Source organism: Marinobacter sp. (assembly GCF_048259445.1).
GTDB lineage: Bacteria > Pseudomonadota > Gammaproteobacteria > Pseudomonadales > Oleiphilaceae > Marinobacter.
Map to the genome: position 1 here is coordinate 103,577 of NZ_JBLXHQ010000010.1, position 23,180 is coordinate 126,756.

Genomic DNA, 23,180 nt, shown 5'->3' on the forward strand with positions numbered 1-23,180 from the left:
CCGGGAATTTTGCGGCCGGGTGTTTGCAGGTGTGTGGTTATTGTAGACATGATTTGAACGAAAAAAGCCGCAAAATCAACGAAGTGAAGATGCGGCTAGGGGATCAGTTTTTTTGTGGAGAACTGTTACAAATTGTTTGTTTGTGACGTGGTTTACAGTCCCAGGCCAATGGCCCCGAGGCCGACCGCAACTTTCATATGATCAATAACAACAGACAGCACGTTAAGGATCAGGAAAACAATGATGGGTGACAGGTCCAGTCCGCCCATGGATGGCATCAGTTTTCTCACGGGTCGCATGACAGGTTCAGTGATCTGGGCGACCAGCTGTATTGCCGGGTGACTGCTGCCTGGAGCAATCCAGCTGACGACGACAACAGCGATAACAGACCAGAAGTATATTTTGACGATCAGGTCCAGAACGGAAACCGCGCCCCAAACCAGGAGTATGAGTGGGTTGAATGATGGAATGCCGCCGCTCAGAGCGATAAGAATCAGGAAGAAAGTGATCGCCTGAATCAGAACAGCAAGAACCAGAGCCGCACCGTCAATTCCGCCCCAGCCAGGAATGAATCGGCGCAAAGGTCTGAGCAAAGGGTTGGTGGCCTTTACCGCAAACTGGGAAATCGGGTTGTAAAAGTCGGCCCGAGCCAGTTGCAGCAAAAAGCGCAGCAGTATGATCGTCATGTAAAAGGTAGACGCGATCAGCAGGATCGTAATCAGGATGTCTGCCAGCATGTAGCTGTTTCTCCGTTGTCAGTGACTGTTTTACTCTTTGCCTGCCAGTTCTTTGGCCATTTCTTCCGAGCGCTTGTAAGCGGAGCTATACGCCTTGTTCACAAGATCGCGCATTCCGCCTTCCTCAAATGTCTTGACTGCTTGCTCGGTTGTACCACCCGGTGACATGACGTTTTTCTTCAGTTGAGCCGGGTCATGTTCACTTCTGGCCGCCATCTCAGCGGCACCTGCCATGGTTTGAATGGCCAGTTGCCGAGCTGTTTCCGGGTTTACACCGGCTTTGGTTGCGGCTGCCTCCAGGGCTTCCAGCATCAGAAAAAAGTAGGCCGGGCCACTGCCTGAAAGCGCAGTTACGCCATGCAGCAGAGCTTCATCCTCAACCCAAACGGCAATGCCTATGCCTTCAAAAACTGACTGAACCATTTTCTTCTGGGCGTTGCTGACACTGGTGTTGGCAAACAAGCCTGCTGCCCCCTTGCCAACCAGCGAGGGTGTGTTCGGCATTACTCGTACAATAGGCAGACCGCCACCGAGCCACTCATCAAGTGTATCCGCACCCAGGCCTGCTGCGATCGATACCATTAAAGGGCGTGTATTCTGGGCAATGGGAGCTATGTCGCGGCAGACGTCGGCCATTGCCTGGGGCTTCACTGCGAGAACAACCATGTCTGCCTGCTGAGCGCAGTAGCGGTTGTCTGTTGTTACGCTAATCCCAAAACGTTTGCGAATGGATTGCAGGTGACCATCATCTGGTGCGCTTGCCCATATATTGCTGGCTTTGAATCCGCTATCCAGCATGCCGCCAATAATAGCGCTGGCCATATTACCGGCACCGATAAACGAAATGGTTGGTGATTTGCTCAAGGTCTGCTCCAACGGTTATTCGGTTAGACATTCGGATCCGATAATAGCAGGAACCGGTCAATTCAGCTCTTGCCTGGTCGTGCGCCGAAGACGGCCGTACCAATACGAACCCAGGTGGCGCCTTCTGCAATCGCCATTTCGAGATCGCCGGACATCCCCATGGATAAAGTGTCCAGTGGCCCGGCGTCCGGGTATTCCTGTCGCAGCTTTTTCAACGTGTTTGCAAGTTTGCGAAAACTCGCCCGAAGCGCTGACTCGGCCTGCTCCGGATCAGGGATTGCCATAAGTCCACGTAGAGCGAGCCCCGGCAGCTGACCTATTTCCGGTACGAGCTCGGGCAAGTCCTCCGGCTGGCATCCGGATTTGCTGTCTTCATTATTGATGTTGACCTGAAGACAAATATTCAAGGGCGGCAATCCTGTTTCCCGTTGCTCGCTGAGGCGGCGAGCAATTTTCAGGCGGTCCACACTGTGCACCCAGGAAAAAGCCGACGCGATCTGCCGGGTTTTATTGGACTGTATAGGGCCGATAAAATGCCAGTCTATATCCACCAGATCGGCAAGTGCTGCAATTTTATCCAGGGCTTCCTGAAGGTAGTTCTCCCCGAATGCCAGTTGGCCGGCAGCCACAGCTTCTCGCAGTTCTTCTGGCGAGCGCGTCTTGCTGACCGCCAACAAGCTCACAGAATCGGGCTCCCGGCCCGCCTGCAATGTTGCTTTTTGTATGCGTCGGGTTACGCTCCCGATGTTGTCTGCTATGCTGCTCATATTACCAAATAGTCGTGTTGGGTCTGCCTGTTCGATGGCGATACGTTACTCGCAGGTCACTGAAATGCCAAGTGATCGCAGACAGGTTGTGCCAGACAGACGCTACCTGTGTGAAAGAAAAGCCTTCCGAGGACTTCTATGGACATTACTGAACTGCTTGCCTTCTCGGCGAAACAGGGTGCGTCTGACCTGCACCTTTCCGCCGGCCTGCCTCCTATGATTCGTGTTGACGGTGATGTTCGCCGCATCAACCTTCCGCCCCTGGAGCACAAAGAAGTTCACGGGCTTATATACGACATCATGAACGACAAGCAGCGTAAGGACTACGAGGAATTTCTGGAAACAGACTTTTCCTTCGAAGTGCCGGGTGTCGCCCGCTTCCGTGTTAACGCTTTTAACCAGAATCGCGGGGCCGGTGCCGTATTCCGTACCATCCCCTCGAAAGTTCTGACTATGGAAGACCTGGGCATGGGCCAGGTGTTCAAGGATGTGTCTTCTGTACCGCGAGGGCTTGTGCTGGTAACCGGGCCGACGGGTTCCGGTAAGTCCACCACGCTGGCCGCAATGATTGATTACATTAACGATACCCGCTATGAGCACGTTCTCACCATAGAAGACCCGATTGAATTCGTGCACGACTCGAAGAAGTGCCTGGTTAACCAGCGGGAAGTGCATCGGGATACGCTGGGCTTTAACGAAGCACTGCGTTCCGCGTTGCGGGAAGACCCCGATATCATTCTGGTAGGTGAGCTGCGAGATCTTGAGACCATCCGTCTGGCGCTTACTGCGGCGGAAACCGGTCACCTGGTGTTCGGCACCCTGCACACCACTTCAGCGGCAAAGACCATTGACCGGGTGGTGGACGTATTCCCGGCGGAAGAAAAGTCTATGGTGCGTTCCATGCTTTCGGAGTCACTTCAGGCCGTTATTTCTCAGACGCTGATGAAGAAAATGGGCGGTGGCCGCATAGCGGCTCATGAAATCATGATTGGTACAGCCGCGATCCGTAACCTGATTCGCGAAGACAAAATTGCCCAGATGTATTCATCGATCCAGACTGGCGCTTCGCTCGGTATGCAGACGCTGGACCAATGCCTTGAGCGTTTGCTGCAGAAAGGTTTGATTTCGAGAGAGTCTGCGCGGGCCAAGGCGAAAATGCCTGATAATTTTTGACCCTCTGCTTGTGGCGAGTCGTTGTATAAAAAGAACATAGGTAATTAAAGATGGAATTCGAAAAGCTTCTTCGACTGATGGTTGAAAAAGGAGGATCAGACCTCTTTATCACAGCCGGCGTTCCGCCCAGCATGAAAGTGAACGGTAAAGTGTTGCCGGTCACCAAAAACGCATTAACGCCAGAGCAGACAAGGGAGTTTGTATACGGCTCGATGAATGAAAAGCAGCGAGTCGAGTTTGAGGAAACTCATGAGTGTAACTTTGCTATCAGCGCTCGCGGTATTGGTCGCTTCCGGGTGAGTGCGTTTTTCCAGCGCAACCTGTGCGGCATGGTGTTGCGACGGATTGAAGTAAAAATTCCTCAGATTGATGAGCTGTCGCTGCCAGAAATAATCAAAGAACTGGCCATGACCAAGCGTGGCCTGATCATGTTTGTGGGAGCGACGGGTACAGGTAAATCGACGTCGCTGGCGGCTATGCTCGGGCATCGCAACCGGAATAGCCGGGGGCATATCATTTCCATCGAAGACCCTATCGAGTTCGTGCATCAGCACCAGGGCTGTATCGTTACGCAGCGGGAAGTCGGTATTGATACTGAAAGCTTTGAAGTGGCGCTGAAAAACACGCTGCGCCAGGCACCCGACGTTATTCTTATTGGTGAGGTGCGTACCCGTCAGACCATGGAATATTCCGTTCAGTTTGCTGAAACGGGTCACCTCTGCCTTGCAACACTGCACGCCAACAACGCCAACCAGGCACTTGACCGGATTATCCAGTTTTTCCCGTCGGAGCAGCATAACCAGATCTGGATGGACCTGTCCCTGAACCTCAAGGCTATCGTGGCGCAGCAACTGATCCCGACGCCGGATGGTAAAGGTCGTAAGGCTGTAATTGAAGTTTTGATCAACACACCTTTGGTGGCAGACCTGATTCGTAAGGGTGAGGTGCATAAACTGAAGGGCTTGATGTCCAAGTCTAACGAATCCGGCATGCGGACCTTCGATCAGGCTCTGTATGAACTTTATGCGGAAGGCTCTATAACCTACGAAGATGCGCTGGCACACGCCGACTCTGCGAATGACCTGCGCCTGATGATAAAACTGGGCACCGATGCCCAGGGGGCAGACCAGTTGTCATCCTCTGTTGATAAGCTGACCATTCAGGACAACTGACAAAACAGATTCCGCCGAAAGGCCTAAACGGTTAGTTTTTCAAATCAGTAGCTTTAGCATTTGAGGCCGCTGGCCACAGCTGCGTATACTCCGCCCCACAATACAAAGGAGATGCCGCTGTTATGAATTCCAAACTTCTTACCCGCGCTATTCGGCTGGCCACGCTGGCCGCAGTAGCGGCCCCCGTCAGCGTCTTTGCTGGCGGTTTTTCCCTGAACGAGCAAAGTGCCAGCGCCATGGGTGTTGCGAACGCCGGAGCTGTTGCGAATCCTGAGAATGCTACCACTGTATTTTTTAATCCGGCGGGCATGAGCCAGTTAAAGGGTACGAACCTTTCTTTTGGTGCTGCAGTTCTGGATATCGACGCAGAGGCTAAAAGCGCTCGTGGAACCAACCAGCTTGGTCAGCCTATTTCTGGCGGGCGTGGTGGCGACATCGCGGATATGGCCGTCTTGCCAAACCTTTATCTGACCCATGAAATCAATGAGTCGATAGACGTTGGTTTCGGTATTCACGCACCTTATGGTTTGGCTGCTGATTATGACGACGACTTTGTCGGGCGTTTCTTTGCAGATGAAACCGAGCTCACAGCCCTCTCGTTTACGCCAGCCATCTCTGTAAACAATGGCCAGGGGTTGTCGATGGGTCTCGGCCTCAACGTATTGTACGTTGAAGGCAAGCTCACCAAGTTTCTGGATAATTCGGGCAGGAATTTCGGAGCTCCCAACGGATCCTTCGCGCCAGGGGAAGGTTATGTTGATATCGAGGGCGACGATATCGGCGTTACTTTTCAGGTCGGCTTTTTATATGAACTGAATGATCGAACCCAATTCGGGCTGAAAGCGCAGACAGGCACAGAAGTGGACTTGAAAGGCGATGCCAAATTTTCCAATTTGGCCGTCGTCACTCCTGCGGGTACCCCTATGCCTCCAGGGCCTGGAGTTTCTGTACCGCTCAACTCTACGGAGCCAGCAAAGGTTCCACTTGCAATACCGGAAAGCATCACAGCCGGTGTCCGACACAGGCTGACCGATGACGTTACAGTTCTGGCGGGTGCAACTTACTCCCGCTGGAGCCGATTCGAGTCTCTGGATATTTATGGAACCGATTCCAGCCAGCCTGTTACGAGCCAGAGCCCGGGTGGCATGCCTGACCAGCTCACCCACACGCCCGAAGAGTGGCGTAATACCTGGCAGCTCAACGTGGGTGGCATCTGGCAGGCAACACCTGCCTGGGCTTTGAAGGCCGGGTATGCGTGGGATGAGTCGCCGGTTGACCAATATGTTACCGCACGTATCCCTTCCAGTGATCGTCATTGGCTGACGTTGGGCGCGCAATGGAACTCGGGTCAAAGCGGTTGGACGGTAGATGCTGCAGTAGGCACTCTGTTGTTTACCGATGACCCGCAAGTGTCAGATAAATCTTATGAATTAACCTCGGCAGGCACCATTCCGAAGGCAACAGACCCGAACTCTTCCTATGAAGGTGAGTACGAGCTTGAGGCCTGGAGTGCTGCGGTCCAGATCAGTAAAGCCTTCTGATCCGTTTGTTTTACCTGGAGGCTGGTTCCATTTCCGGATTCAGCCTACCACTTGCCCCCGGTATATTCTCTTTGTGTGCCGGGGCTCTTCCCCGAAGCCGCCCTCTTTTTGCTCACGCTGATCTTCCATGATCGGTTGCCCCCGGTACGTTTTTTGTGCCAAGTCTTGTTCTTCATCCTGTGTTTGCAACTCGGGCACTCGCTGTTTTAGTGTTTCCCAAGTATGAATCAGATGACGGGAGCGTGTTTTGCTCGCATAGTCGGCCAGGTGTTGCTCCAGATTCGCTTCGTCGAAATGAAGTTTTACTCCGAATTCCGATTGGATCAGGCGCCGGCACTGGTGTACCAGCTTTAGCAGGGAAGGATCGAACAGCCAGCTGCGTTCAGTCGCTATTGGGTTCATGGAAAGGCCTCACATCGGTGTCACTGCATCGGGTTTTATCCCGGACCTGCGGATTAATGCAGGTTTTGTGCCGTCTAGAAGATATAGCAAAATCACCGGTCTGTGAGAGGCAGCTGGGGAGATGCGCTCCGTTTCTGTGCAGGCCATGCTAAATGCGAACAGAAACGGGGCGTTACGTGTCGGTATCGGAGGTTAGTGAGCCTCATCCCAGTTGTCACCTGTGCCGGCTTCAACCAGGAGTGGAACCTTCAGGCTGGCGGCAGCGGACATACGTTGAACCAGGCCTTCTTTGACCTCTTCCAGAGATTCTTCCCGCACTTCGATGATGAGTTCATCGTGTACTTGCATGGTCATGCTGGCATCGTTTGCGTGTTCTTTGCGCAGCCAGCTGTCTACTTCAATCATCGCCCGCTTGATGATATCCGCTGCGGTACCCTGCATAGGCGCGTTAATGGCAGTACGTTCGGCTGCCTGTTGAAGCTGTTTGTTACGCGCATTGATTTCCGGCAGGTACAGGCGTCGACCGAACAAAGTTTCAACATAACCATCGTCGTGGGCCTGTTTGCGGATGTTGTCCATATATTGCAAAACACCCGGGTAGCGCTCGAAATACCGATCAATATACTGCTGGGCAACCTTGCGCTCCACATCCAGCTGGCGGGCCAGCCCGAACGCGGACATACCGTAAATCAGGCCGAAGTTGATGGCTTTGGCACTGCGCCTTTGGTCACTGTTTACGTCCTCCAGGGCAACACTGAAGACTTCTGCGGCGGTTGCTTTATGAATATCTTCGCCATGTTCAAAAGCTGTCAGAAGACCTTTGTCCCCGGACAGGTGGGCCATGATCCTGAGCTCTATCTGTGAGTAGTCAGCCGCGATAAGTTTGCAGCCTTTTTCTGCAATAAATGCCTGGCGAATACGCCGGCCCTGCTCAGTGCGCACAGGAATGTTCTGCAGGTTGGGCTCGGAGGATGAGAGCCGCCCGGTAGCCGTAACTGCTTGATGGTAAGAGGTGTGTACCCGCCCGGTGCGGTGATGGATCAGCTCTGGCAAGGTATCCGTGTAGGTTGACTTGAGTTTGCTCAGGCTGCGATGTTCGAGAATCAGTCTCGGAAGTTCGTGCTCGTGTGCCAGCTCTTGCAGGACGGGCTCTGCTGTAGAGGGTGCCCCTTTGGGTGTTTTTTTGATGACCGGCAGCCCCATCTTCTCGTAGAAAATGACTTGTAATTGCTTGGGCGAGCCCAGGTTGAAGTTCTCGCCGGCGACTTCGTGGGCGTTCTTCTCCAGCTCGGCCATCCGCTCTGCCAGTTCCTGGCTGTGTTGGCGCAGAGTGTTGGCTTTTATCAGTATGCCGCGCTGTTCCATGCGGGATAAAACAGGTACCAGGGGAAGGTCAATATCCTCATAAACTGACTGCAGCTTTCCAGTCGCGGCCAACTGTGGGCGCAGAACCTGATGAAGGCGCAGGGTTATGTCGGCGTCTTCGGCGGCATAGGGGCCCGCCTTTTCCAGCTCCAGCTGGTTAAAGGTAAGCTGTTTGGCGCCTTTGCCGGCAATGGATTCAAAGGTAATGGTTTCTTCGTCCAGGTAGTTCCTGGCTAGAGTGTCCATGTCATGGCGGGATGACACGGAATTGAGCACATAGGACTCCACCATGGTGTCTTCAGCGATACCTTCCAGGCAGATGTCGTGGTTAGCCAGTACGTTCTTGTCGTACTTCAGGTTCTGGCCAACTTTCTTCTGTTTGGGGTCTTCCAGCAGAGGTTTGAGCTGAGCCAGCACCTTTTCGCGATCAAGCTGCTCTGGCGCTCCCATGTAATCGTGGCCGAAGGGTACATAAGCCGCTTCGCCCGCTTCTACCGCGAAGGATACACCCACCACTTCAGCACTCATATAGCGCAGGCTGGTGGTTTCAGTGTCAAACGCGAAGAGCTCGGATTTCCTGAGCCGTTCGACCCACTCGTCGAGCTCTTCCTGATTGACGATTACGCTGTAGCGTTTTTCCTGGGGTGTTGGCGCGCTGTTGTCAGCGGGTTCTGCTGTTTTGCTGTCGCCGGCTTCGCCAGTTTCCGGTGTCTTGGCCTCCAGCTCGGCAATCCAGCTGCGCAGCTCGTACTCGCGAAACAGTGTCAGCAACTCCTCATCATTTTGCTGCCGTTCTTTCAGGTCTTCCAGGCCAAAGTCCAGGGCAACGTCCATCTTGATTGTGGCCAACTCACGGCTCAGAGGCAGGGTATCTATGGCTTCTCGTAAGTATTCACCAATCTTGCCTTTGATTTCGCCCGCATGCTCAATCACGCTGTCCAGGTTATCGTAAGCTTCGAGCCACTTGACTGCCGTTTTCGGACCGCATTTATTGACGCCGGGAATGTTATCGACTTTGTCGCCAACCAGAGCCAGATAATCAATGATCTGGTCGGGGCGAACGCCAAACTTCTCTACCACACCGTTCCGGTCCATCCGGGTTTCAGTCATGGTGTTGATCAGCGTTACGTGATCGCTGACCAGTTGGGCCATATCCTTGTCGCCGGTTGAGACCACGACATCGATGCCTTTACTGGTAGCTTCCTCGGCCAGAGTGCCAATCACGTCGTCGGCTTCTACGCCTTCTACAATCAGCAGTGGCAGCCCCATGGCTCTTACCATCTGGTGGATAGGCGCAATCTGCATTGCCAGATCGTCCGGCATGGGAGGGCGGTTGGCTTTATACTCATCGTACAGGTCATGGCGAAAGGTTTTGCCTTTGGCGTCGAAGACGACAACAAGCTTCGAGCCGGGGAAGTCCTGTTCCAGGCGCCGGATCATCGAGATAACGCCTTTGATGGCGCCAGTAGGATGGTTTTTGCTGGTGGTCAGTGGCGGAAGTGCATGATAAGCACGGAATAAATAGGACGAACCGTCCACAAGCACCACAGGTGGGGTCTTTTGTTCAGTCATGTCAAAACGGATCCGGATTCTGATTGAAGCGTGGGTTGGCTTGTGCAACTCTGTACTTAATTCGATGAACAAAAGGGTATCACGAAAATGAAACGAATCGCCTGTTCCGCATTGCTGCTTGTCTGCGGCCTCGGATCTGCGTTGGCACAGGAAAGCGGTGCTCTGGATAAGACCGTCGTTGAAACGCCCAAAGAGCCGGTCGTGATTTCTGATTATCAGTCATCCAGTGAGGGGCCACAGATTGTTATCCGGCCCGGCGATGATGAGGTGTTCTATGAGTACCGGGTGAACGGGCAGCTCATGGAAATAAAGGTGGTGCCCGAAGTCGGACGTGAGTATTACCTCGTCCCCGCGGACGGCGGTGGCTGGATCCGGGAAACTGATTCCGACATGCTGGTGCCGAGCTGGATTTTGTTCCGCTGGTGAGCTTCTGTTCAGATCAGATCGACCATTACGGCTGAGGATCGCCTGCTTTCCAATCCCTGTGCGTCAATCGTTGTGATCGCAAATTCGTATGCGCCGGGCGGCAGCTGTGTGAGCGGCTGGCTTGTTCGCTCGGGGCTGTTAACCGGAATCACGTTGAAGCGAGTCTCATGCCGTAAACGATAGTAGATCCGGAATCCGGCAATCTGATCAGGCTTTAACGCGGAACCGTCTTCCCGTGTAGTGGGTGCGCTCCAGCTGAGCGCTTTGGGTGGCTTCGCTTTTTCTTCGGGGCCTTCCCCGGTTGTTCCTTTTCCTAATGTTTCAAATAATCCATCAGTGGCCGTGCCCAGCCGTTCATTTGCGAGTTCCGATGCGCGGAGAGCTGTTGTGCGGGTGCCCCGGTCATCCTCCTGGCAGCCGGACAGCATTATCATTGCAGAGATAAAAATAATAAGTGGCAGGTGGGTAAGCACTGGCTCCTTTCCTTAACGAGGGGGAAGCCTTTGAGAAGGTATAGCGCCCCGGATGGCTTTCTTGATAGTGATGGTATTGCAGTTTCTGTTTCCGTTGGGCTCGCAGAACCGGGGTAAAAAGGGAAGGCAGGCTGCAAAAACAGTTTTGCATTATGCGGGTCAGGGAGCGTGTGGCAAGTAAATAATCCGTAAAATAACCTATATGCTTCATGCTAAAGGTGCTGGCTTTTAGTATGAACATTCTAATTTTACCCCGTAACCTTGGTTACAAGATCAAAGAAAAGCTTTCATCTTAAAGTCCATCGAGTAACCACTCCCGATGATAAACGATAAGGGGAAGGCTCAAGAGAACTTCAGTAAACCAAGGAGAATTATCATGGGTAAACTTAAAACATATCAGGAACAGCTTCAGGAAATCGTAGACAAAGGCATCAACGCTGCTGAAGAGCAGCAGAAGAAGCTGGCGGCCAAGCCATTTGACTACGCAGAGAAGCTGGAATCAGAAGCGCGTGAGTACAGTGTCAAGACACTGCGCACCCGTTACAACGGCTACAGCGACAGCCTTTTTGGCCAGCTGCGCACCCTGAACAGCCGCTTTGGCAGCTTTGCAGCCGATCTGGTGGCCAAGCTTGAGAAAGAAGCAGTTGAAGGCGCAGACGCAGTATCTGAAGTTGCAGACGATGTTTCCAAAGCAGCGCAGGATGCCAAGAAGTCTGTAGAGGCCAAGAAGCCTGCAGCCAGCAAGCCGGCTGCAAAGAAAAAAGCTACAGAGAAGAAAGAAGCTGCTTCAGCCTGATTTAAGGTGAGGCAGTAGAACCGGCACGAAGTGAGTGCTGGTGTACGAAAAGGGGCGCCAAGCTGAGTTTTGGCGCCCCTTTGTTGTCTGGTTGATAGTGTTCAGGAATGTATTGCCTTGAAGGCGGATTAGTCAGCGGTAGTGTCTGGGTCCAGTGACAGCGTGCGGGTCTCGCCAGTAACTTTCTCAAGCCGTTTTATATCGTCTTCGAACGACTGTATCAGAGCGTCTGTTTCCTGGGTTTGCCAGGAGATTTCTCTCTCGATATCGCGAATCTGCGATTCCAGCCGACGGATCTTGTCGAGAGTTGCATCCGGTATTTTCTGTCCGCTACGCTCCATATTGGCAGCCCGGCTCTGCTCGCTGTCGAGTTGGCTTGAGATAACGGAGATGTTGCCTCGCTTGAGCTGAATCAGGCCTCGCAGTTCACTAAGTTTGCGGTGCATGGCCCTGATTGCCTGGTCCGGATGGCTGAAGCGCTTGAGTAGTTGAGCGTCTTTCTCGCGCTGAATGGCGAGTTCTGCCTGGCGCTGTTTTTCGGCTTCGCGAGCTAAGATTTCATCTTCTGTTGGCGCCGGCGGTATGACCTCCACGACGCGGCCATTGGAGTTCAGGATGTCGTAGCCGCGCTTTGTGGCTTGTTGAGGAATAGTGTTGCTGATTACGACCTGGCCGGTTTCGTCTGTGTAACGATACATGCCCGCTTCCGCATGGGTTGCTATACCTAATGTCAGCAAGAGTGCAGAGGCCGTGGCTGAAAATGCGATCAGGCGCTTGTGCATCAGTCAGACTCCGTAAAGTTCCCGGTAGCTGGCAACTTTTGCGGCGTGGCCAGAAAACTCCGGGTTGTTCTCAAGATAGTCCAGAACCTGTTCCAGACGTATGATACTGACCACCGGAATGCCGAATTCGCTTTCCACTTCCTGTATGGCGGAGAGCTCGCTGTTACCCCGCTCCTGTCGATCCAGGGCGATCAGTACACCCGCGGGCTCTGCGCCCGAGGCATGAATAAGGTCGATGGACTCGCGTATGGCTGTACCGGCGGTAATTACATCATCGACGATTAGTACTTTACCCTGCAACGGTGCGCCAACAATATTACCGCCTTCGCCGTGATCTTTCTTTTCTTTACGGTTAAAGGCGAACGGCTTGCTGTCGCCCTCGCGGGCCAGCGCCATGGCAGTGACGGTTGCCAGCGGAATGCCCTTATAGGCAGGCCCGAAAATGATGTCATAATCCAGACCGCTGCGGGCGATGGCTGAGGCATAGGCCTTACTGAGCTGCAGCAGGTCGTCCCCGGTGTTAAAAAGCCCTGCATTAAAGAAGTATGGGCTGGTGCGACCGGACTTGAGTGTAAAATCACCAAAGCGAAGTACGTTACGGCGGATGGCGAATTCAATAAAATTTTGCTGATAGTCGTGCATGGCAAGGCTTCTGGCGGGTGTGGATCTTTTAATAACGCGTAAAAACGGTATCATACACACAAACCGAATCAGGGAATACGTATGCGGGTAGTATCAATCAGCGTCAATGGTCTTGCCCGGGCCGTTGAAAAGGGTTTTTTTGACTGGCTGGCCGAGCAGGATGCAGATGTTGTCTGTGTTCAGGATCACCGTATGCGGGCTTATGAGATTGAGGATCAGAACCTTATCCCTGAAGGGTATGAGGCTTACTTCATAGATGGCGAAAATAATGAGGATGGTGGCGTGGGAATATACACGCGGCATTTCCCCAAAGCCATCATGTACGGTTTCGCCAATGAGCAGGCGGATCGTGAAGGGCGTTTTATTCAGGCGGATTTTGATAAGGTTTCGGTTGCCTGTGTGTTGGCTCCCTGCGCCCTTGGTCGCGAAGAAGAGCTGATCAGTGAGGACGATCTGACGGTTCTCGACCATAAAGATGATTTTATGGACGCGTTTGGCCTGCACATGCAGAAAACGCTTCGTAAACGTCGCCAGTTTATTTTCGGAGCTAATCTTCAGACGGCACATCATGTGACGGATGCCAGCCCTCTCTATCATAAGTTGGACTTTTCCGGCTTTCTGCCACATGAGCGGGCCTGGCTGGATCGCTTGTTTGATGAGATGGGTTGCGTGGATGCGTTCCGTGATATCAACAAGCAGAGCAATCAGTTCACCTGGTGGCCGGAGCAAACCGAGGGTTCGCGCAAGAATGCGGGTATTCGGGTGGATTACCAGCTTATGACACCGGGTATTCGCAAGACCATTCAGGATGGCTGGATTGATAGCACGACCCGCTTTTCAGATCACGCTCCGGTGATTATGGATTACGATATCGAAATCGGCATGTGATCGTAGGCCGCGTGTCCGGCGGGGGAAGCCTTTCCGGAACACGCTACAAGCACATCCTTGTGCGCTCGACTCCGGCCGTCCATGGCCGGAGACGGTTCCGGAAAGGCTTCCCCCGCCGAACCCGCTACATTGCAATAAGCCTCTATCATTCCTGGAGAACTTAGCCGCCCAGACTTGAGAGTTGCCTTCCTTAGCCTTCCAGCGCTTCTTTCTGCAGTACAAACAACTTCTCAATGCCTTGCTTGGCCAGTTCCAGCATGCTGTTAAGCTCTTCCTGAACAAACGGCGCAGCTTCTGCAGTTCCCTGTATTTCGATGAACCCGCCCTGGTCGGTCATGATCACGTTCATGTCTGTTTCCGCTGCGGAGTCTTCCGGGTAGTCCAGATCGACCACCGGTGTGCCTTTGTAAATGCCAACAGACACGGCCGCTACCATTTGCTTCAGGGGTGATTTTTTCAGGCGCTTGGTTGCAACCAGGTGGTTCAGAGCATCGACCAGGGCTACGCAGCCGCCAGTGATGGCTGCCGTGCGGGTTCCGCCGTCGGCCTGGATTACGTCGCAGTCGATGGTGATGGTGTGCTCGCCAAGAGCCTCCATGTCGACGGCGGCACGCAGTGAGCGGCCGATCAGGCGCTGGATTTCAACGGTGCGGCCGCCTTGTTTGCCGCGGGCGGCTTCACGGCCCATGCGGCTGCCGGTGGAGCGGGGCAGCATGCCGTATTCGGCGGTGATCCAGCCTTTGCCTTCGCCACGCAGAAAGGGCGGGACTTTGTTTTCGACAGAGGCAGTGCAGATGACCTTGGTGTCTCCAAACTCCACCAGTACGGAACCCTCCGCGTGGCGGGTGTAGTTCCGGGTCAGGCGTATCTCTCTGGGTTGTTCGGGTGTTCTGCCGCTTGGACGCATAGTGTTTCCTGATATCTGAGGTAAGTGTCCGGGAGGCTGTCCCGGCCGGATTCGGATTTAAAAGCCGCGAAGTATAACACGTTAGGCCCGGACATCGGGTTGCCGGGCCGGACCCTTGCAGTTGTTTGAATGGAGTTCGCCGCAGGTGATCCCGGCCTGTTAGACTCAGCTTATAGAACAATCGACTGCGATCAACCACAAAGCCGGAGCTGCCATGATCAGAAGTATGACTGCATTTGCCCGGAGGGATATTCAGGACAGTCAGGGAACGCTGACCTGCGAGATTCGAACCGTCAATCATCGTTACCTGGAGCCGTCTTTCCGGTTGCCGGAGGCGCTCCGCGAGCTTGAAAACCCGTTTCGGGAGGAGCTGCGAAAGCAGTTGAAGCGGGGCAAGGTGGATGTGTCGATTCGCTTGCAGTCCACCGAAGCGGGTAGGCCCGGCTTTGAAATTAACGAGGATATAGCCAAAGCGGTCAACGAAGCCGCAAATCACGTTAATCGAATGCTGGATAACCCTGCGCACATCAACGCCCTGGATATTCTGCGCTGGCCCGGAGTGTTGTCGGTGCCTGAGCAGGATTTCAGCTCTGTTCGCGAAGCTGCCATAGAGCTATTCAGAAAAACCGTTGAGGAGCTGGCCGTTGTCCGCGAACGCGAAGGTGAGCGTTTGCGGCCTTTGTTTGAAGATCGCCTGACGCAAATGAAAGCGCTGGTTGAAGTCGTTCGTGAAGGCATGCCCGGGCTGCTGAAGGCGCAGGAAGCGCATTTACGTGAGCGTTTTCAGAAGGCCAAAGTCGACCTTGATCCCGAACGTATTGCTCAGGAAATGGTCATGCTGGCGCAGAAGAGCGATGTGGCGGAAGAGCTGGATCGGCTGGATGCCCACATCAGTGAAGTTGTAGACACTCTCAAACGCGATGAAGCGATTGGTCGCCGGCTGGATTTTCTGATGCAGGAGCTGAACAGGGAGGCAAATACCTTGAGCAGTAAGAGTATTGATGCCGGTGTAACCCGCGCCGCAGTGGATTTAAAAGTACTGATTGAGCAAGTCCGGGAGCAGGTGCAGAACGTGGAGTGATCCGGTTTTAGTTGTCCAGGCTGCTCAACGGCTCTGGCAGCGCCAGTTTTACGCGCTGTCGGCTCAGGGGGCAGTCGAACTCAAGACAGGCAGCCAGCAGTTGTAAGGGCGTCTTCGCTGGTTTGCCGTACAGGCGATCGCCGACAATGGGGTGCCCTATGCTTTCCAGGTGCTTGCGGATCTGATGCTTCCGGCCGGTTTCAATGATGACCTGTAGAAGGCTCGTCGGTCCGGTTTCATCTGTACTTAGCGTGGTGACCCGGCTAATGGCGGCTTTACCATCAATCGGCGTATCGATGAGTTGATCCCGGGTATGAATAATGCCTGTTACCCTGGCCATGTATTGTTTGGTGATGGTGCGTCCCGAAAAGCACTGGGAGAGCGCGCCAGCCGCTTTTGAATCGTGGGCGATCAGCATCAGCCCGGCCGCATCGGCGTCCAGCCGGTGAATCAGGTAGCACGGCCGTTTGAGCTCGAGCTCTGCCGATCGCAACAGGCTGCAGTGATCTCCCCATTGGGAGCCTTGCGCGAGCATGCCATGGGGTTTGAACCACACGCTGTAGCGGCTCTTGTCCGCTATCAGGATTGCTGCTTCCGGTTTCCGGTCGAGCACGTTCTCGTCGTAATAAAGCTGCAATCGCGTGCCAGCCTTGACCTCCTTGGTGGCGCGCCGAAGTCGTACCAGTTTGCCTTTAAGCGTCCACCAGCATGCGCCCTTGTTCATGGCATCCTTGATGCGCTGGCGCGGAAGCCCTGATTTCCTGCTCAGAGCTTCAATCGCGGTTTCGGGCTGGGTGGTTGTAACGTCGAATTTTCTGCGCATTACTGGCCGGCATCTCCAGGTTTGATGGCGAGCAGATCGGTTCTCAGATGAGTGAGCACTTTTTCTGCAGTATTGCCGATGACTCTTGCCCTCAGTCCAGTCTTGCCGCTGGTTCCGATTACCACCATATCGGCCTTGAGTTTGCTGGCAATGCTGGGAATTACCTTGTGGGCCGGGCCAACGGCCATGTGAATCTGATCCCTGTTCAGGTGCCAGGTGTTGCAAAGGTGGGTAATAGCCGGTTCCAGTGCTTCTCTGCGCTTCTGTTCATGCTCGGTCACGTTGATGATCTCAAGATCTGCCAGCACCTCGGATATATGCAGCGCATGCACCAGATGGAGTTCCGTTTCGAGCGCTTTGGCCAGAGCGCCGGCCTGTTCGATTATCTTTGTATTGAGAGCCTTTTTGACGGGTTTTGTGGAGCTCAAGTCGACCGCAGCAAGGATCGGGTGGGCGTGATTCCACTTCTGTTCCGCTACAAGCATTACCGGAACCGGGCACTCCCTTATCAGGTGCCAGTCGGTCGGCGTATACAGCAAGGTTTCGGAACGGCTCCCGGTTTTGATCACTGCTTTAAATCGGTTGGGATGGCAGTGTTCGATGATCCACAGGTGTATGTTCTTTTCCCACACAGTGTGCGTGGTAACTTGCAGGTCGCTGCAATCTGAAAGTGCCAGCATCTGATCCAGCCAACGCTGGCGCAGGCCGATCAAAGCGTCTCGGGCACGTTGCTGTACAGCCGGGTCTGATGGCAGGGCGCCAAGATGTTCGTGTGTGAAGGCCACGATTTCCAGTTGAGCGCCGGTGGCGCGCGCCAGATCTATTCCCCGAGCCAGAGCCTTCTGGTGCTTGTGGGCCGGGTCCATGACAATCAGAAGTTTATCCATGCTGCCTTTCCGTCATTTGGTTGTGCCTGGGTTTGATACCGCGGTTTTTCCTGTCGCTCTTCTAATGTTATCAGTTGTCGAGGCATCCGGGATGCGGTGTTTGGTCAAAGGCCGTATAATTATCTGTTTTACAGGCCCTCATTAATGACGGCCAGATCCAGTTCAGGAGTTGTCGAGTCATGAGCCAGGCCGGTGAAACGGGTACGCTGTTTGTCATTTCTGCGCCATCGGGTGCTGGCAAAACCAGTCTCGTAGCAGAAATGTTACACGCCGACCAGAAGCTTGGGGTGTCTGTCTCTCATACCACCCGCCCCATGCGTGAAGGAGAGAAAGACGGCGTTAACTATCACTTCGTCGGCCGTGACGAGTTCGAGGCGATGATTGGCCGCGGTGATTTTCTCGAGCATGCCGATGTTTTTGGAAACTACTATGGCACGTCTCAGGTCTGGGTACGGGAGATGCTGGCCCATGGGCGTGATGTTATTCTGGAAATCGACTGGCAGGGTGCCGGTCAGGTGCGGCGGCTTGTGCCGGAGTGCGTCAGTATATTCATTGTGCCACCTTCGTCTGAAGTTTTGCGGGACCGCCTTGTGGGCAGGGGTACAGATGCGCCAGAGGTAGTGGAGCGGCGCCTCTTCGAGGCGCAGGAAGAGTGTCGCCACGCTGCGGAGTTTGATTACCTTGTGGTGAATGATGACTTCCACGATGCGCTGGGCGATTTGCTGGCGATTGTTCGCAGCCAGCGGCTGAAGATTGTTGCCCAGCAGGAACGGCACAGGCACCTGCTCTCGACGCTTTCAGGACTAACCGACAGTAAAGCCTGATAGAGGCTTTTGCTGTATACAAATTGTGCCGCTGGCAGTAAACTACGCGGTCTGCTAAATCAGTCATTTTTATTTTGTCGGGGAAGTTATGGCACGAGTTACCGTTGAAGATTGTCTGGAACACGTTGATAACCGCTTCCAGCTGGTCATGCTGGCTACCAAGCGTTCCCGTCAGCTTGCCACCAAAGGTGCCGAGCCGATGGTTGCAGAAGAAAACGATAAGCCTACGGTAATCGCATTGCGCGAAATTGCTGGCGGCCTGGTTAGCCGCGATCTGCTGACCGAAATCGAAGAAGATTGAATTTGCGCGGGCATATTTGGCCCGGCGGCAAAGTAAAGCATTGAAATCTGTCTCCGCAGTTTTATAGTGTAGCTATAGATGGTTGCTGGAAGGACAGAAGGAAAACCCGGATGCATGCATTCGGGTTTTTTTGTTTCTGAGCCGGTAACGTTTGGGATCGGAAGGATACGGAGGCGTGGTGTCGCTAAATGCTACGGTAGAGGGGCTGGCAACTGAGCTAAGTACCTATCTTGATACCAATCGCATTAATCAGGTGCGAAGGGCTTACTATTATGCCGAGCAGGCCCACGAAGGCCAGATGCGCAAAAGCGGTGATCGTTATATCACTCACCCCCTTGCTGTCGCTCATATACTTGCCGGCCTGAAGCTCGACCATCAGAGCCTGATGGCAGCGATGCTCCACGATGTTATCGAAGATACCGGTATTCCCAAAGATGCCCTGGCAGAGCAATTTGGAGACGATGTAGCAGAACTGGTGGATGGCGTCAGCAAGCTGACCCAGATAGAGTTCCGCAGCAGAGCAGAAGCGCAGGCCGAGAATTTTCAGAAAATGACCCTGGCCATGGCCCGGGATATCCGGGTTATTCTGGTCAAGCTTGCCGACCGCCTGCACAACATGCGCACTCTGGGGCCCATGCCCTACGAAAAGCGCCAGCGTATTGCCACAGAAACCCTCGATATCTACGCCCCTATTGCCAATCGCCTTGGTATGCATGCGATCTCCACCGAGCTGGAGGATCTGGGGTTTTCATCTCTGCATCCCATGCGCTCCCGCTACATATCCAAGGCAGTAGACAAACTCCGTGGCAGTCACCGCGAAATCATTGAGGAGATTCGGGGCCGGCTGCAGGAAAAGCTTGAAGAACGAGGCCTTCCGGGGAGGATTCTCGGGCGTGAAAAGCACCTGAACAGCATCTACAACAAGATGAAGCTCAAGCAGAAATCGTTCTATGAAATCATGGACGTATACGCTTTTCGCATCATTACGGATAACGAAGACGACTGCTATCGGATTCTGGGGGCGGTTCACAGCCTTTACAAACCAATGCCCGGCAGGTTCAAAGACTACATCGCGATGCCCAAGGCCAATGGCTACCAGTCACTGCACACCACCCTGTTTGGCATGCATGTGAATATCGAAGTCCAGATACGTACTGAGGAAATGGAGCATATAGCCAACGACGGGATCGCGGCGCACTGGATGTATAAAAACGAGCCGACCAGCGTAACAAGCGTGAATCAGACAAGGGTAGACCGCTGGGTTAAAGGCTTGATGGAAATGCGTGAGCGCGCAGATGACTCTCTCGAGTTTATCGAGCACGTCAAGGTGGATCTGTTCCCGGACGAAATCTATGTATTTACCCCCAAGGGCAAAATCATGGAACTGCCCAGAGGCGCAACGCCAGTAGATTTCGCGTACGCGATCCATACCGACATAGGCAATGCCACAGTGGCCTGCCGGATAAACCGGAATCTGGGTTCTCTCAGCAGGCCGCTGCAGAGTGGTCAGACCATAGAAGTGATTACGGCGCCCGGTGCCCGCCCGAATCCTGCATGGCTCAGTTTTGTGGTAACCGGCAAAGCGCGCAGCAGTATCCGTCACACTCTCAATAGTCAAAAGCAGGCTGAATCGCTCGATCTGGGGCGTACTTTGCTGAAAAAGTCTCTCAATGGGTTTGGTGTTCGTCTGTCCGATATTGACGATGTCCAGAAACAAGCCGTTGTGAACCATAACCAGGTTAACAGTTTTGATGATCTGATCAGTGAGATAGGTTTGGGCAATCGCATGGCCTACCTTGTGGCACGCCAGCTTGTCAGTGGTGCTGAAAATGCAGGGCCCGAGGAGCTGGTAACGGATATCGAGAGTGGTGAAGATACGCCTGTAACCATACAGGGAACCGAAGGGATGCTGGTTCACTTTGCTACATGCTGCAAACCGATCCCCGGGGATCCGGTTGTCGGGGTGATGGACTCCGGAAGTGGCATGGTAATTCATTCGGATACCTGTTCTCGCTTGCCAGAAGATAATGAAGGTCGATCTCGCCTGACCAACCTTACCTGGGCCAAGGACATTACCGATGAGTTCTCCGTAGAGCTTCGGGTTGAGCTTGAACGCCAGCGAGGGGTGATTGCGGAAGTCGCCAACGCGGTAGCGATGGCCGATGGCAATATTGAGCGTATTAATGTGGACGAGCAGAATGCTCGCTTTGGTGTGGTCAGTCTGGTTGTCAAGGTCCATGGTCGAAAGCACCTGGCCCGCGTAATGCGCAGGGTTCGCAATATCAAAGCCGTCACGTCGATCAATCGCGTGAAATACTGATCCCGGTGCAGGTGAGTGGTTGACAGCTCCTGTGCCTAAGGGCGACGATTAGTGTTTTAGACGAGAGGAAATTAAACGGCATGACCAACAAATCCGTAATCCAGACTGAAAATGCCCCTCAGGCAATTGGTCCTTATTCGCAAGCTGTAAAGGCGGGTGACACGGTTTATATCTCTGGTCAGATTCCGCTGGATCCCGAAACCATGGATGTAGTTGCCGGAGATTTTTCGGCCAAAACCCGTCAGGTTTTCGAAAACCTGAAAGCAGTGTGTGAAGCGGCTGGCGGCGAGCTGAAGGATATTGTCAAAGTGAATATCTATGTTACGGATCTGGCAAACTTTGCCACAGTAAATGAAATTATGGCGACCTACTTTCCGGAGCCTTACCCGGCCCGTGCGGCCGTTGAGGTTTCAGCGTTGCCCAAAGGCGTTCCCGTAGAAGTGGAAGCAGTGATGGTGCTCAGCTGATATCGCACGGAATGCTCAGGCAGTAACAAAGACGGCTATGGCCGTCTTTGTTCGTTTCAGGGCCTAGCCTTGATCGATCATTGCGCGATATCCGGCCCGATAATCCGGGTAGCGAAAGGTGAATCCAGCCTGTAGAAGTCGGTGATTATTGCAGCGCTTGCTGCCGGCCCGACCACCTTTTCTGGCATCGGCGACAGGCTCGGCGCAAGGAACCTGTTGCCGGACCCACTCAACCACATCATCAAGGCGAACTGGTTCGCAATCACTGGCTACATAGCATGTATCCAGTGGTTTCCCGGAAAGCGCCAGACCGTTGAGATAGGCAACAGCTGCAGCTGCATCCTCCTCGTGAATGCGGTTGCTGAACGGCGCAGGCTTCACCGGATTCATGCGGCCTTCGATAACCTCCTCAAGGAAGCGTCTTCTTGACGGCCCGTAAATTCCGCTGAAACGGATAATGGTGGCGGGATGACCGCTCTCGAGTGCCGTCTGTTCACCCGCCAGTATTTGTTGGCCCGTAACGCGGGCGGGAGAGGCCGGGCTGCTTTCATCAACCCAACTGTCATCATCCTGGGCATAAACGCTGGTGCTGCTGATAAAAAAGAGCCGCTTGAGCTTGTGGTGGCCTATTGCTGCAAGCAGGTTAGAGAGGCCGTTAACGTAAGCATCTCTATAACCCTGCGCGTCGTAACTGGAAGGGGTCAGGCAGTAGATCACGCTATCCAGGTTCTCTGGCAGCTTGCCATCCAGGGATTCCGGTCGGGTCAAATCTGCGCCAATAGCCTTTACGTCTTCTGGAACCTTATCCGGGCTGCGGCGGAGTCCATAGACCTGTGCTGAGTCTTTCAGCATGGTGGCGATGGCGCCTCCGAGCTTGCCACAACCAGCGACGAGAATTTCGGGCATACTATTGCGTTCAGTGATTGCCATAGACAATATCAATCCTTATCCTTTAGACGATAAATCAGTGAAACTTTGACCCGTATCCATTTGACCGGAGATCACCATGACTCTTACGGAGTTACGATACGTCGTTACGCTTGCCCGGGAAAGGCATTTTGGCCGGGCCGCCGAGCGCTGTCATGTCAGCCAGCCAACACTCAGCGTTGCGGTCAAAAAGCTGGAAGACGAGTTGGGTATCCCGCTATTCGAGCGCAGCAAAAGCAGCATTCGCGTAACGGAAACCGGTCAGCGGATTGTGGAACAGGCTCAGCGTGTTCTGGATCAGGTGGGCGTGATCCGCGATATGGCTCAGGACGGCAAAAGCCAGTTGAATTCGCCGCTCAAGGTCGGGGCAATTTACACTATCGGCCCTTATCTTTTCCCGCACCTGTTGCCGGAACTGCGCCGTGCGGCGCCAGAAATGCCGCTGTATATTGAAGAAAATTATACGGCCAACCTGCGGCAGAAACTGCGCCAGTCGGAGCTGGACGCTATTATTATCGCCCTGCCATTTGAAGAAGCAGAAGTTCTTACATTGCCGCTCTACGATGAACCTTTTGTTGTGCTTCTGCCGGCGGATCATCCACTGGCACAAAAGGAACAGATCACGGGCGATGAGCTCGCCCACGAACAGCTGCTCCTGCTCGGCCCGGGGCACTGCTTCCGGGATCAGGTGCTTGAATCCTGCCCGCCTCTGGTTGAAGCGGTTACGCGGCGAGCTGATATCGGCTCACCATCACTGGTGACTGAAGGCAGTTCTCTGGAAACCATTCGCCACATGGTTGCCTCAGGTTTGGGGATTACCGTACTGCCGCTTTCGGCAGCCACCGGCATGCGTTACCAGGAAGACGTACTTGTAACCCGGCCTTTTGCCCCTCCGGTGCCTTCCCGCACGGTGGCCCTGGCCTGGCGGGTAACCTTCCCGCGGCCCAAAGCTATCGATGTTCTTTCGCTTGCAGCCGGACAGTGTCGGGTGGTTGAGAAAGCGAAAGAGGATACTCCGGTTGCAGCCGCAACGGACTGATCTT

General features: G+C 53.9%; 24 protein-coding genes. 12 read left to right on the top strand and 12 right to left on the bottom strand.

Translation table 11 applies throughout. The features are described from left to right. Window positions 1–152: 152 nt before the first annotated feature. The 3 genes from ACN0RL_RS09415 to ACN0RL_RS09425 all read right to left on the bottom strand — a co-directional run bounded on the left by ACN0RL_RS09415 (window position 153) and on the right by ACN0RL_RS09425 (window position 2,368). Window positions 153–737, bottom strand: coding sequence for a YggT family protein (locus ACN0RL_RS09415; RefSeq protein ID WP_417516032.1), 585 nt, complete (start codon window positions 735–737; stop codon window positions 153–155). Window positions 738–767: 30 nt separating this feature from the next. Continuing rightward, on the bottom strand, window positions 768–1,601 hold the full coding sequence (gene proC, locus ACN0RL_RS09420) for a pyrroline-5-carboxylate reductase (RefSeq protein ID WP_417516034.1): 834 nt from the start codon (window positions 1,599–1,601) through the stop codon (window positions 768–770). A gap of 62 nt (window positions 1,602–1,663) precedes the next feature. Next, on the bottom strand, window positions 1,664–2,368 hold the full coding sequence (locus ACN0RL_RS09425; protein ID WP_417516036.1) for a YggS family pyridoxal phosphate-dependent enzyme: 705 nt from the start codon (window positions 2,366–2,368) through the stop codon (window positions 1,664–1,666). A gap of 138 nt (window positions 2,369–2,506) precedes the next feature. On the opposite strand from ACN0RL_RS09425, the gene ACN0RL_RS09430 reads away from it, so the two are divergent. From ACN0RL_RS09430 to ACN0RL_RS09440, 3 genes are all read left to right on the top strand, one after another. After that, the gene (locus ACN0RL_RS09430; RefSeq protein ID WP_417516038.1) at window positions 2,507–3,541 is read left to right on the top strand and encodes a type IV pilus twitching motility protein PilT; all 1,035 of its coding nucleotides are present in this window, start codon (window positions 2,507–2,509) and stop codon (window positions 3,539–3,541) included. 50 nt (window positions 3,542–3,591) lie between these two features. Further along, entirely contained in the window at window positions 3,592–4,713 is a 1,122-nt protein-coding gene (locus ACN0RL_RS09435) for a PilT/PilU family type 4a pilus ATPase (RefSeq protein WP_417516040.1), read from the top strand. Between the two features lie 122 nt (window positions 4,714–4,835). Further along, complete coding sequence (locus tag ACN0RL_RS09440; protein ID WP_417516042.1) at window positions 4,836–6,254, top strand: OmpP1/FadL family transporter; 1,419 nt, start codon at window positions 4,836–4,838, stop codon at window positions 6,252–6,254. A 39-nt stretch (window positions 6,255–6,293) separates the two neighbouring features. On the opposite strand, the gene ACN0RL_RS09445 is transcribed toward ACN0RL_RS09440, so the two are convergent. Then, window positions 6,294–6,656: a hypothetical protein gene (locus ACN0RL_RS09445; protein ID WP_417516044.1), complete on the bottom strand. Its 363-nt coding sequence runs from the start codon at window positions 6,654–6,656 to the stop codon at window positions 6,294–6,296. Between the two features lie 192 nt (window positions 6,657–6,848). After that, window positions 6,849–9,593: a DNA polymerase I gene (gene polA / locus ACN0RL_RS09450; protein WP_417516046.1), complete on the bottom strand. Its 2,745-nt coding sequence runs from the start codon at window positions 9,591–9,593 to the stop codon at window positions 6,849–6,851. Window positions 9,594–9,680: 87 nt separating this feature from the next. Here polA and ACN0RL_RS09455 point away from each other — a divergent pair, with 87 nt between their 5' ends. Further along, window positions 9,681–10,019 carry a DUF2782 domain-containing protein gene (locus ACN0RL_RS09455; protein ID WP_417516048.1) on the top strand — a complete coding sequence of 113 codons (339 nt, stop codon included), beginning with the start codon at window positions 9,681–9,683 and terminating at the stop codon, window positions 10,017–10,019. 8 nt (window positions 10,020–10,027) lie between these two features. On the opposite strand, the gene ACN0RL_RS09460 is transcribed toward ACN0RL_RS09455, so the two are convergent. Continuing rightward, window positions 10,028–10,492, bottom strand: a complete 465-nt coding sequence (locus tag ACN0RL_RS09460; protein WP_417516050.1) for a fibronectin type III domain-containing protein — start codon at window positions 10,490–10,492, stop codon at window positions 10,028–10,030. Window positions 10,493–10,868: 376 nt separating this feature from the next. On the opposite strand from ACN0RL_RS09460, the gene ACN0RL_RS09465 reads away from it, so the two are divergent. Then, a complete protein-coding gene (locus tag ACN0RL_RS09465; protein ID WP_417516052.1) occupies window positions 10,869–11,288 on the top strand; it encodes a hypothetical protein in 420 nt (139 codons plus the stop codon). Window positions 11,289–11,416: 128 nt separating this feature from the next. Here ACN0RL_RS09465 and ACN0RL_RS09470 read toward each other — a convergent pair whose 3' ends face one another. Further along, the gene (locus ACN0RL_RS09470; RefSeq protein WP_417516054.1) at window positions 11,417–12,070 is read right to left on the bottom strand and encodes a DUF4124 domain-containing protein; all 654 of its coding nucleotides are present in this window, start codon (window positions 12,068–12,070) and stop codon (window positions 11,417–11,419) included. 3 nt (window positions 12,071–12,073) lie between these two features. After that, on the bottom strand, window positions 12,074–12,712 hold the full coding sequence (gene pyrE / locus ACN0RL_RS09475) for an orotate phosphoribosyltransferase (RefSeq protein ID WP_417516056.1): 639 nt from the start codon (window positions 12,710–12,712) through the stop codon (window positions 12,074–12,076). A gap of 81 nt (window positions 12,713–12,793) precedes the next feature. Between pyrE and ACN0RL_RS09480 the strand changes: the two genes are divergently transcribed. Continuing rightward, window positions 12,794–13,600 carry an exodeoxyribonuclease III gene (locus ACN0RL_RS09480; RefSeq protein ID WP_417516058.1) on the top strand — a complete coding sequence of 269 codons (807 nt, stop codon included), beginning with the start codon at window positions 12,794–12,796 and terminating at the stop codon, window positions 13,598–13,600. 190 nt (window positions 13,601–13,790) lie between these two features. Here the strand turns inward: ACN0RL_RS09480 and rph are convergent, their stop codons facing one another. Next, the gene (gene rph, locus ACN0RL_RS09485) at window positions 13,791–14,507 is read right to left on the bottom strand and encodes a ribonuclease PH (RefSeq protein WP_417516060.1); all 717 of its coding nucleotides are present in this window, start codon (window positions 14,505–14,507) and stop codon (window positions 13,791–13,793) included. 214 nt (window positions 14,508–14,721) lie between these two features. On the opposite strand from rph, the gene ACN0RL_RS09490 reads away from it, so the two are divergent. Next, a complete protein-coding gene (locus tag ACN0RL_RS09490) occupies window positions 14,722–15,588 on the top strand; it encodes a YicC/YloC family endoribonuclease (protein ID WP_417516062.1) in 867 nt (288 codons plus the stop codon). A 7-nt stretch (window positions 15,589–15,595) separates the two neighbouring features. Here the strand turns inward: ACN0RL_RS09490 and ACN0RL_RS09495 are convergent, their stop codons facing one another. Continuing rightward, the gene (locus ACN0RL_RS09495; protein ID WP_417516064.1) at window positions 15,596–16,411 is read right to left on the bottom strand and encodes an RluA family pseudouridine synthase; all 816 of its coding nucleotides are present in this window, start codon (window positions 16,409–16,411) and stop codon (window positions 15,596–15,598) included. Beyond that, window positions 16,411–17,298, bottom strand: a complete 888-nt coding sequence (locus ACN0RL_RS09500) for a universal stress protein (protein WP_417516066.1) — start codon at window positions 17,296–17,298, stop codon at window positions 16,411–16,413. The genes ACN0RL_RS09495 and ACN0RL_RS09500 overlap by 1 nt, the downstream gene beginning before the upstream one ends. Before the next feature lie 179 nt (window positions 17,299–17,477). Here ACN0RL_RS09500 and gmk point away from each other — a divergent pair, with 179 nt between their 5' ends. The 4 genes from gmk to ACN0RL_RS09520 all read left to right on the top strand — a co-directional run bounded on the left by gmk (window position 17,478) and on the right by ACN0RL_RS09520 (window position 21,210). Then, window positions 17,478–18,122, top strand: a complete 645-nt coding sequence (gmk, locus tag ACN0RL_RS09505) for a guanylate kinase (RefSeq protein ID WP_417516068.1) — start codon at window positions 17,478–17,480, stop codon at window positions 18,120–18,122. Between the two features lie 88 nt (window positions 18,123–18,210). Further along, the gene (rpoZ, locus tag ACN0RL_RS09510) at window positions 18,211–18,423 is read left to right on the top strand and encodes a DNA-directed RNA polymerase subunit omega (RefSeq protein ID WP_303597646.1); all 213 of its coding nucleotides are present in this window, start codon (window positions 18,211–18,213) and stop codon (window positions 18,421–18,423) included. Between the two features lie 178 nt (window positions 18,424–18,601). Next, the gene (locus tag ACN0RL_RS09515; protein ID WP_417516070.1) at window positions 18,602–20,743 is read left to right on the top strand and encodes a RelA/SpoT family protein; all 2,142 of its coding nucleotides are present in this window, start codon (window positions 18,602–18,604) and stop codon (window positions 20,741–20,743) included. Window positions 20,744–20,823: 80 nt separating this feature from the next. After that, window positions 20,824–21,210 carry a RidA family protein gene (locus ACN0RL_RS09520; RefSeq protein ID WP_417516072.1) on the top strand — a complete coding sequence of 129 codons (387 nt, stop codon included), beginning with the start codon at window positions 20,824–20,826 and terminating at the stop codon, window positions 21,208–21,210. Between the two features lie 63 nt (window positions 21,211–21,273). Here the strand turns inward: ACN0RL_RS09520 and ACN0RL_RS09525 are convergent, their stop codons facing one another. Continuing rightward, window positions 21,274–22,140, bottom strand: coding sequence for an NAD-dependent epimerase/dehydratase family protein (locus ACN0RL_RS09525; protein WP_417516074.1), 867 nt, complete (start codon window positions 22,138–22,140; stop codon window positions 21,274–21,276). Window positions 22,141–22,216: 76 nt separating this feature from the next. On the opposite strand from ACN0RL_RS09525, the gene ACN0RL_RS09530 reads away from it, so the two are divergent. Further along, entirely contained in the window at window positions 22,217–23,176 is a 960-nt protein-coding gene (locus tag ACN0RL_RS09530) for a LysR substrate-binding domain-containing protein (RefSeq protein ID WP_417516076.1), read from the top strand. The last annotated feature ends 4 nt before the right edge of the window (window positions 23,177–23,180 follow it).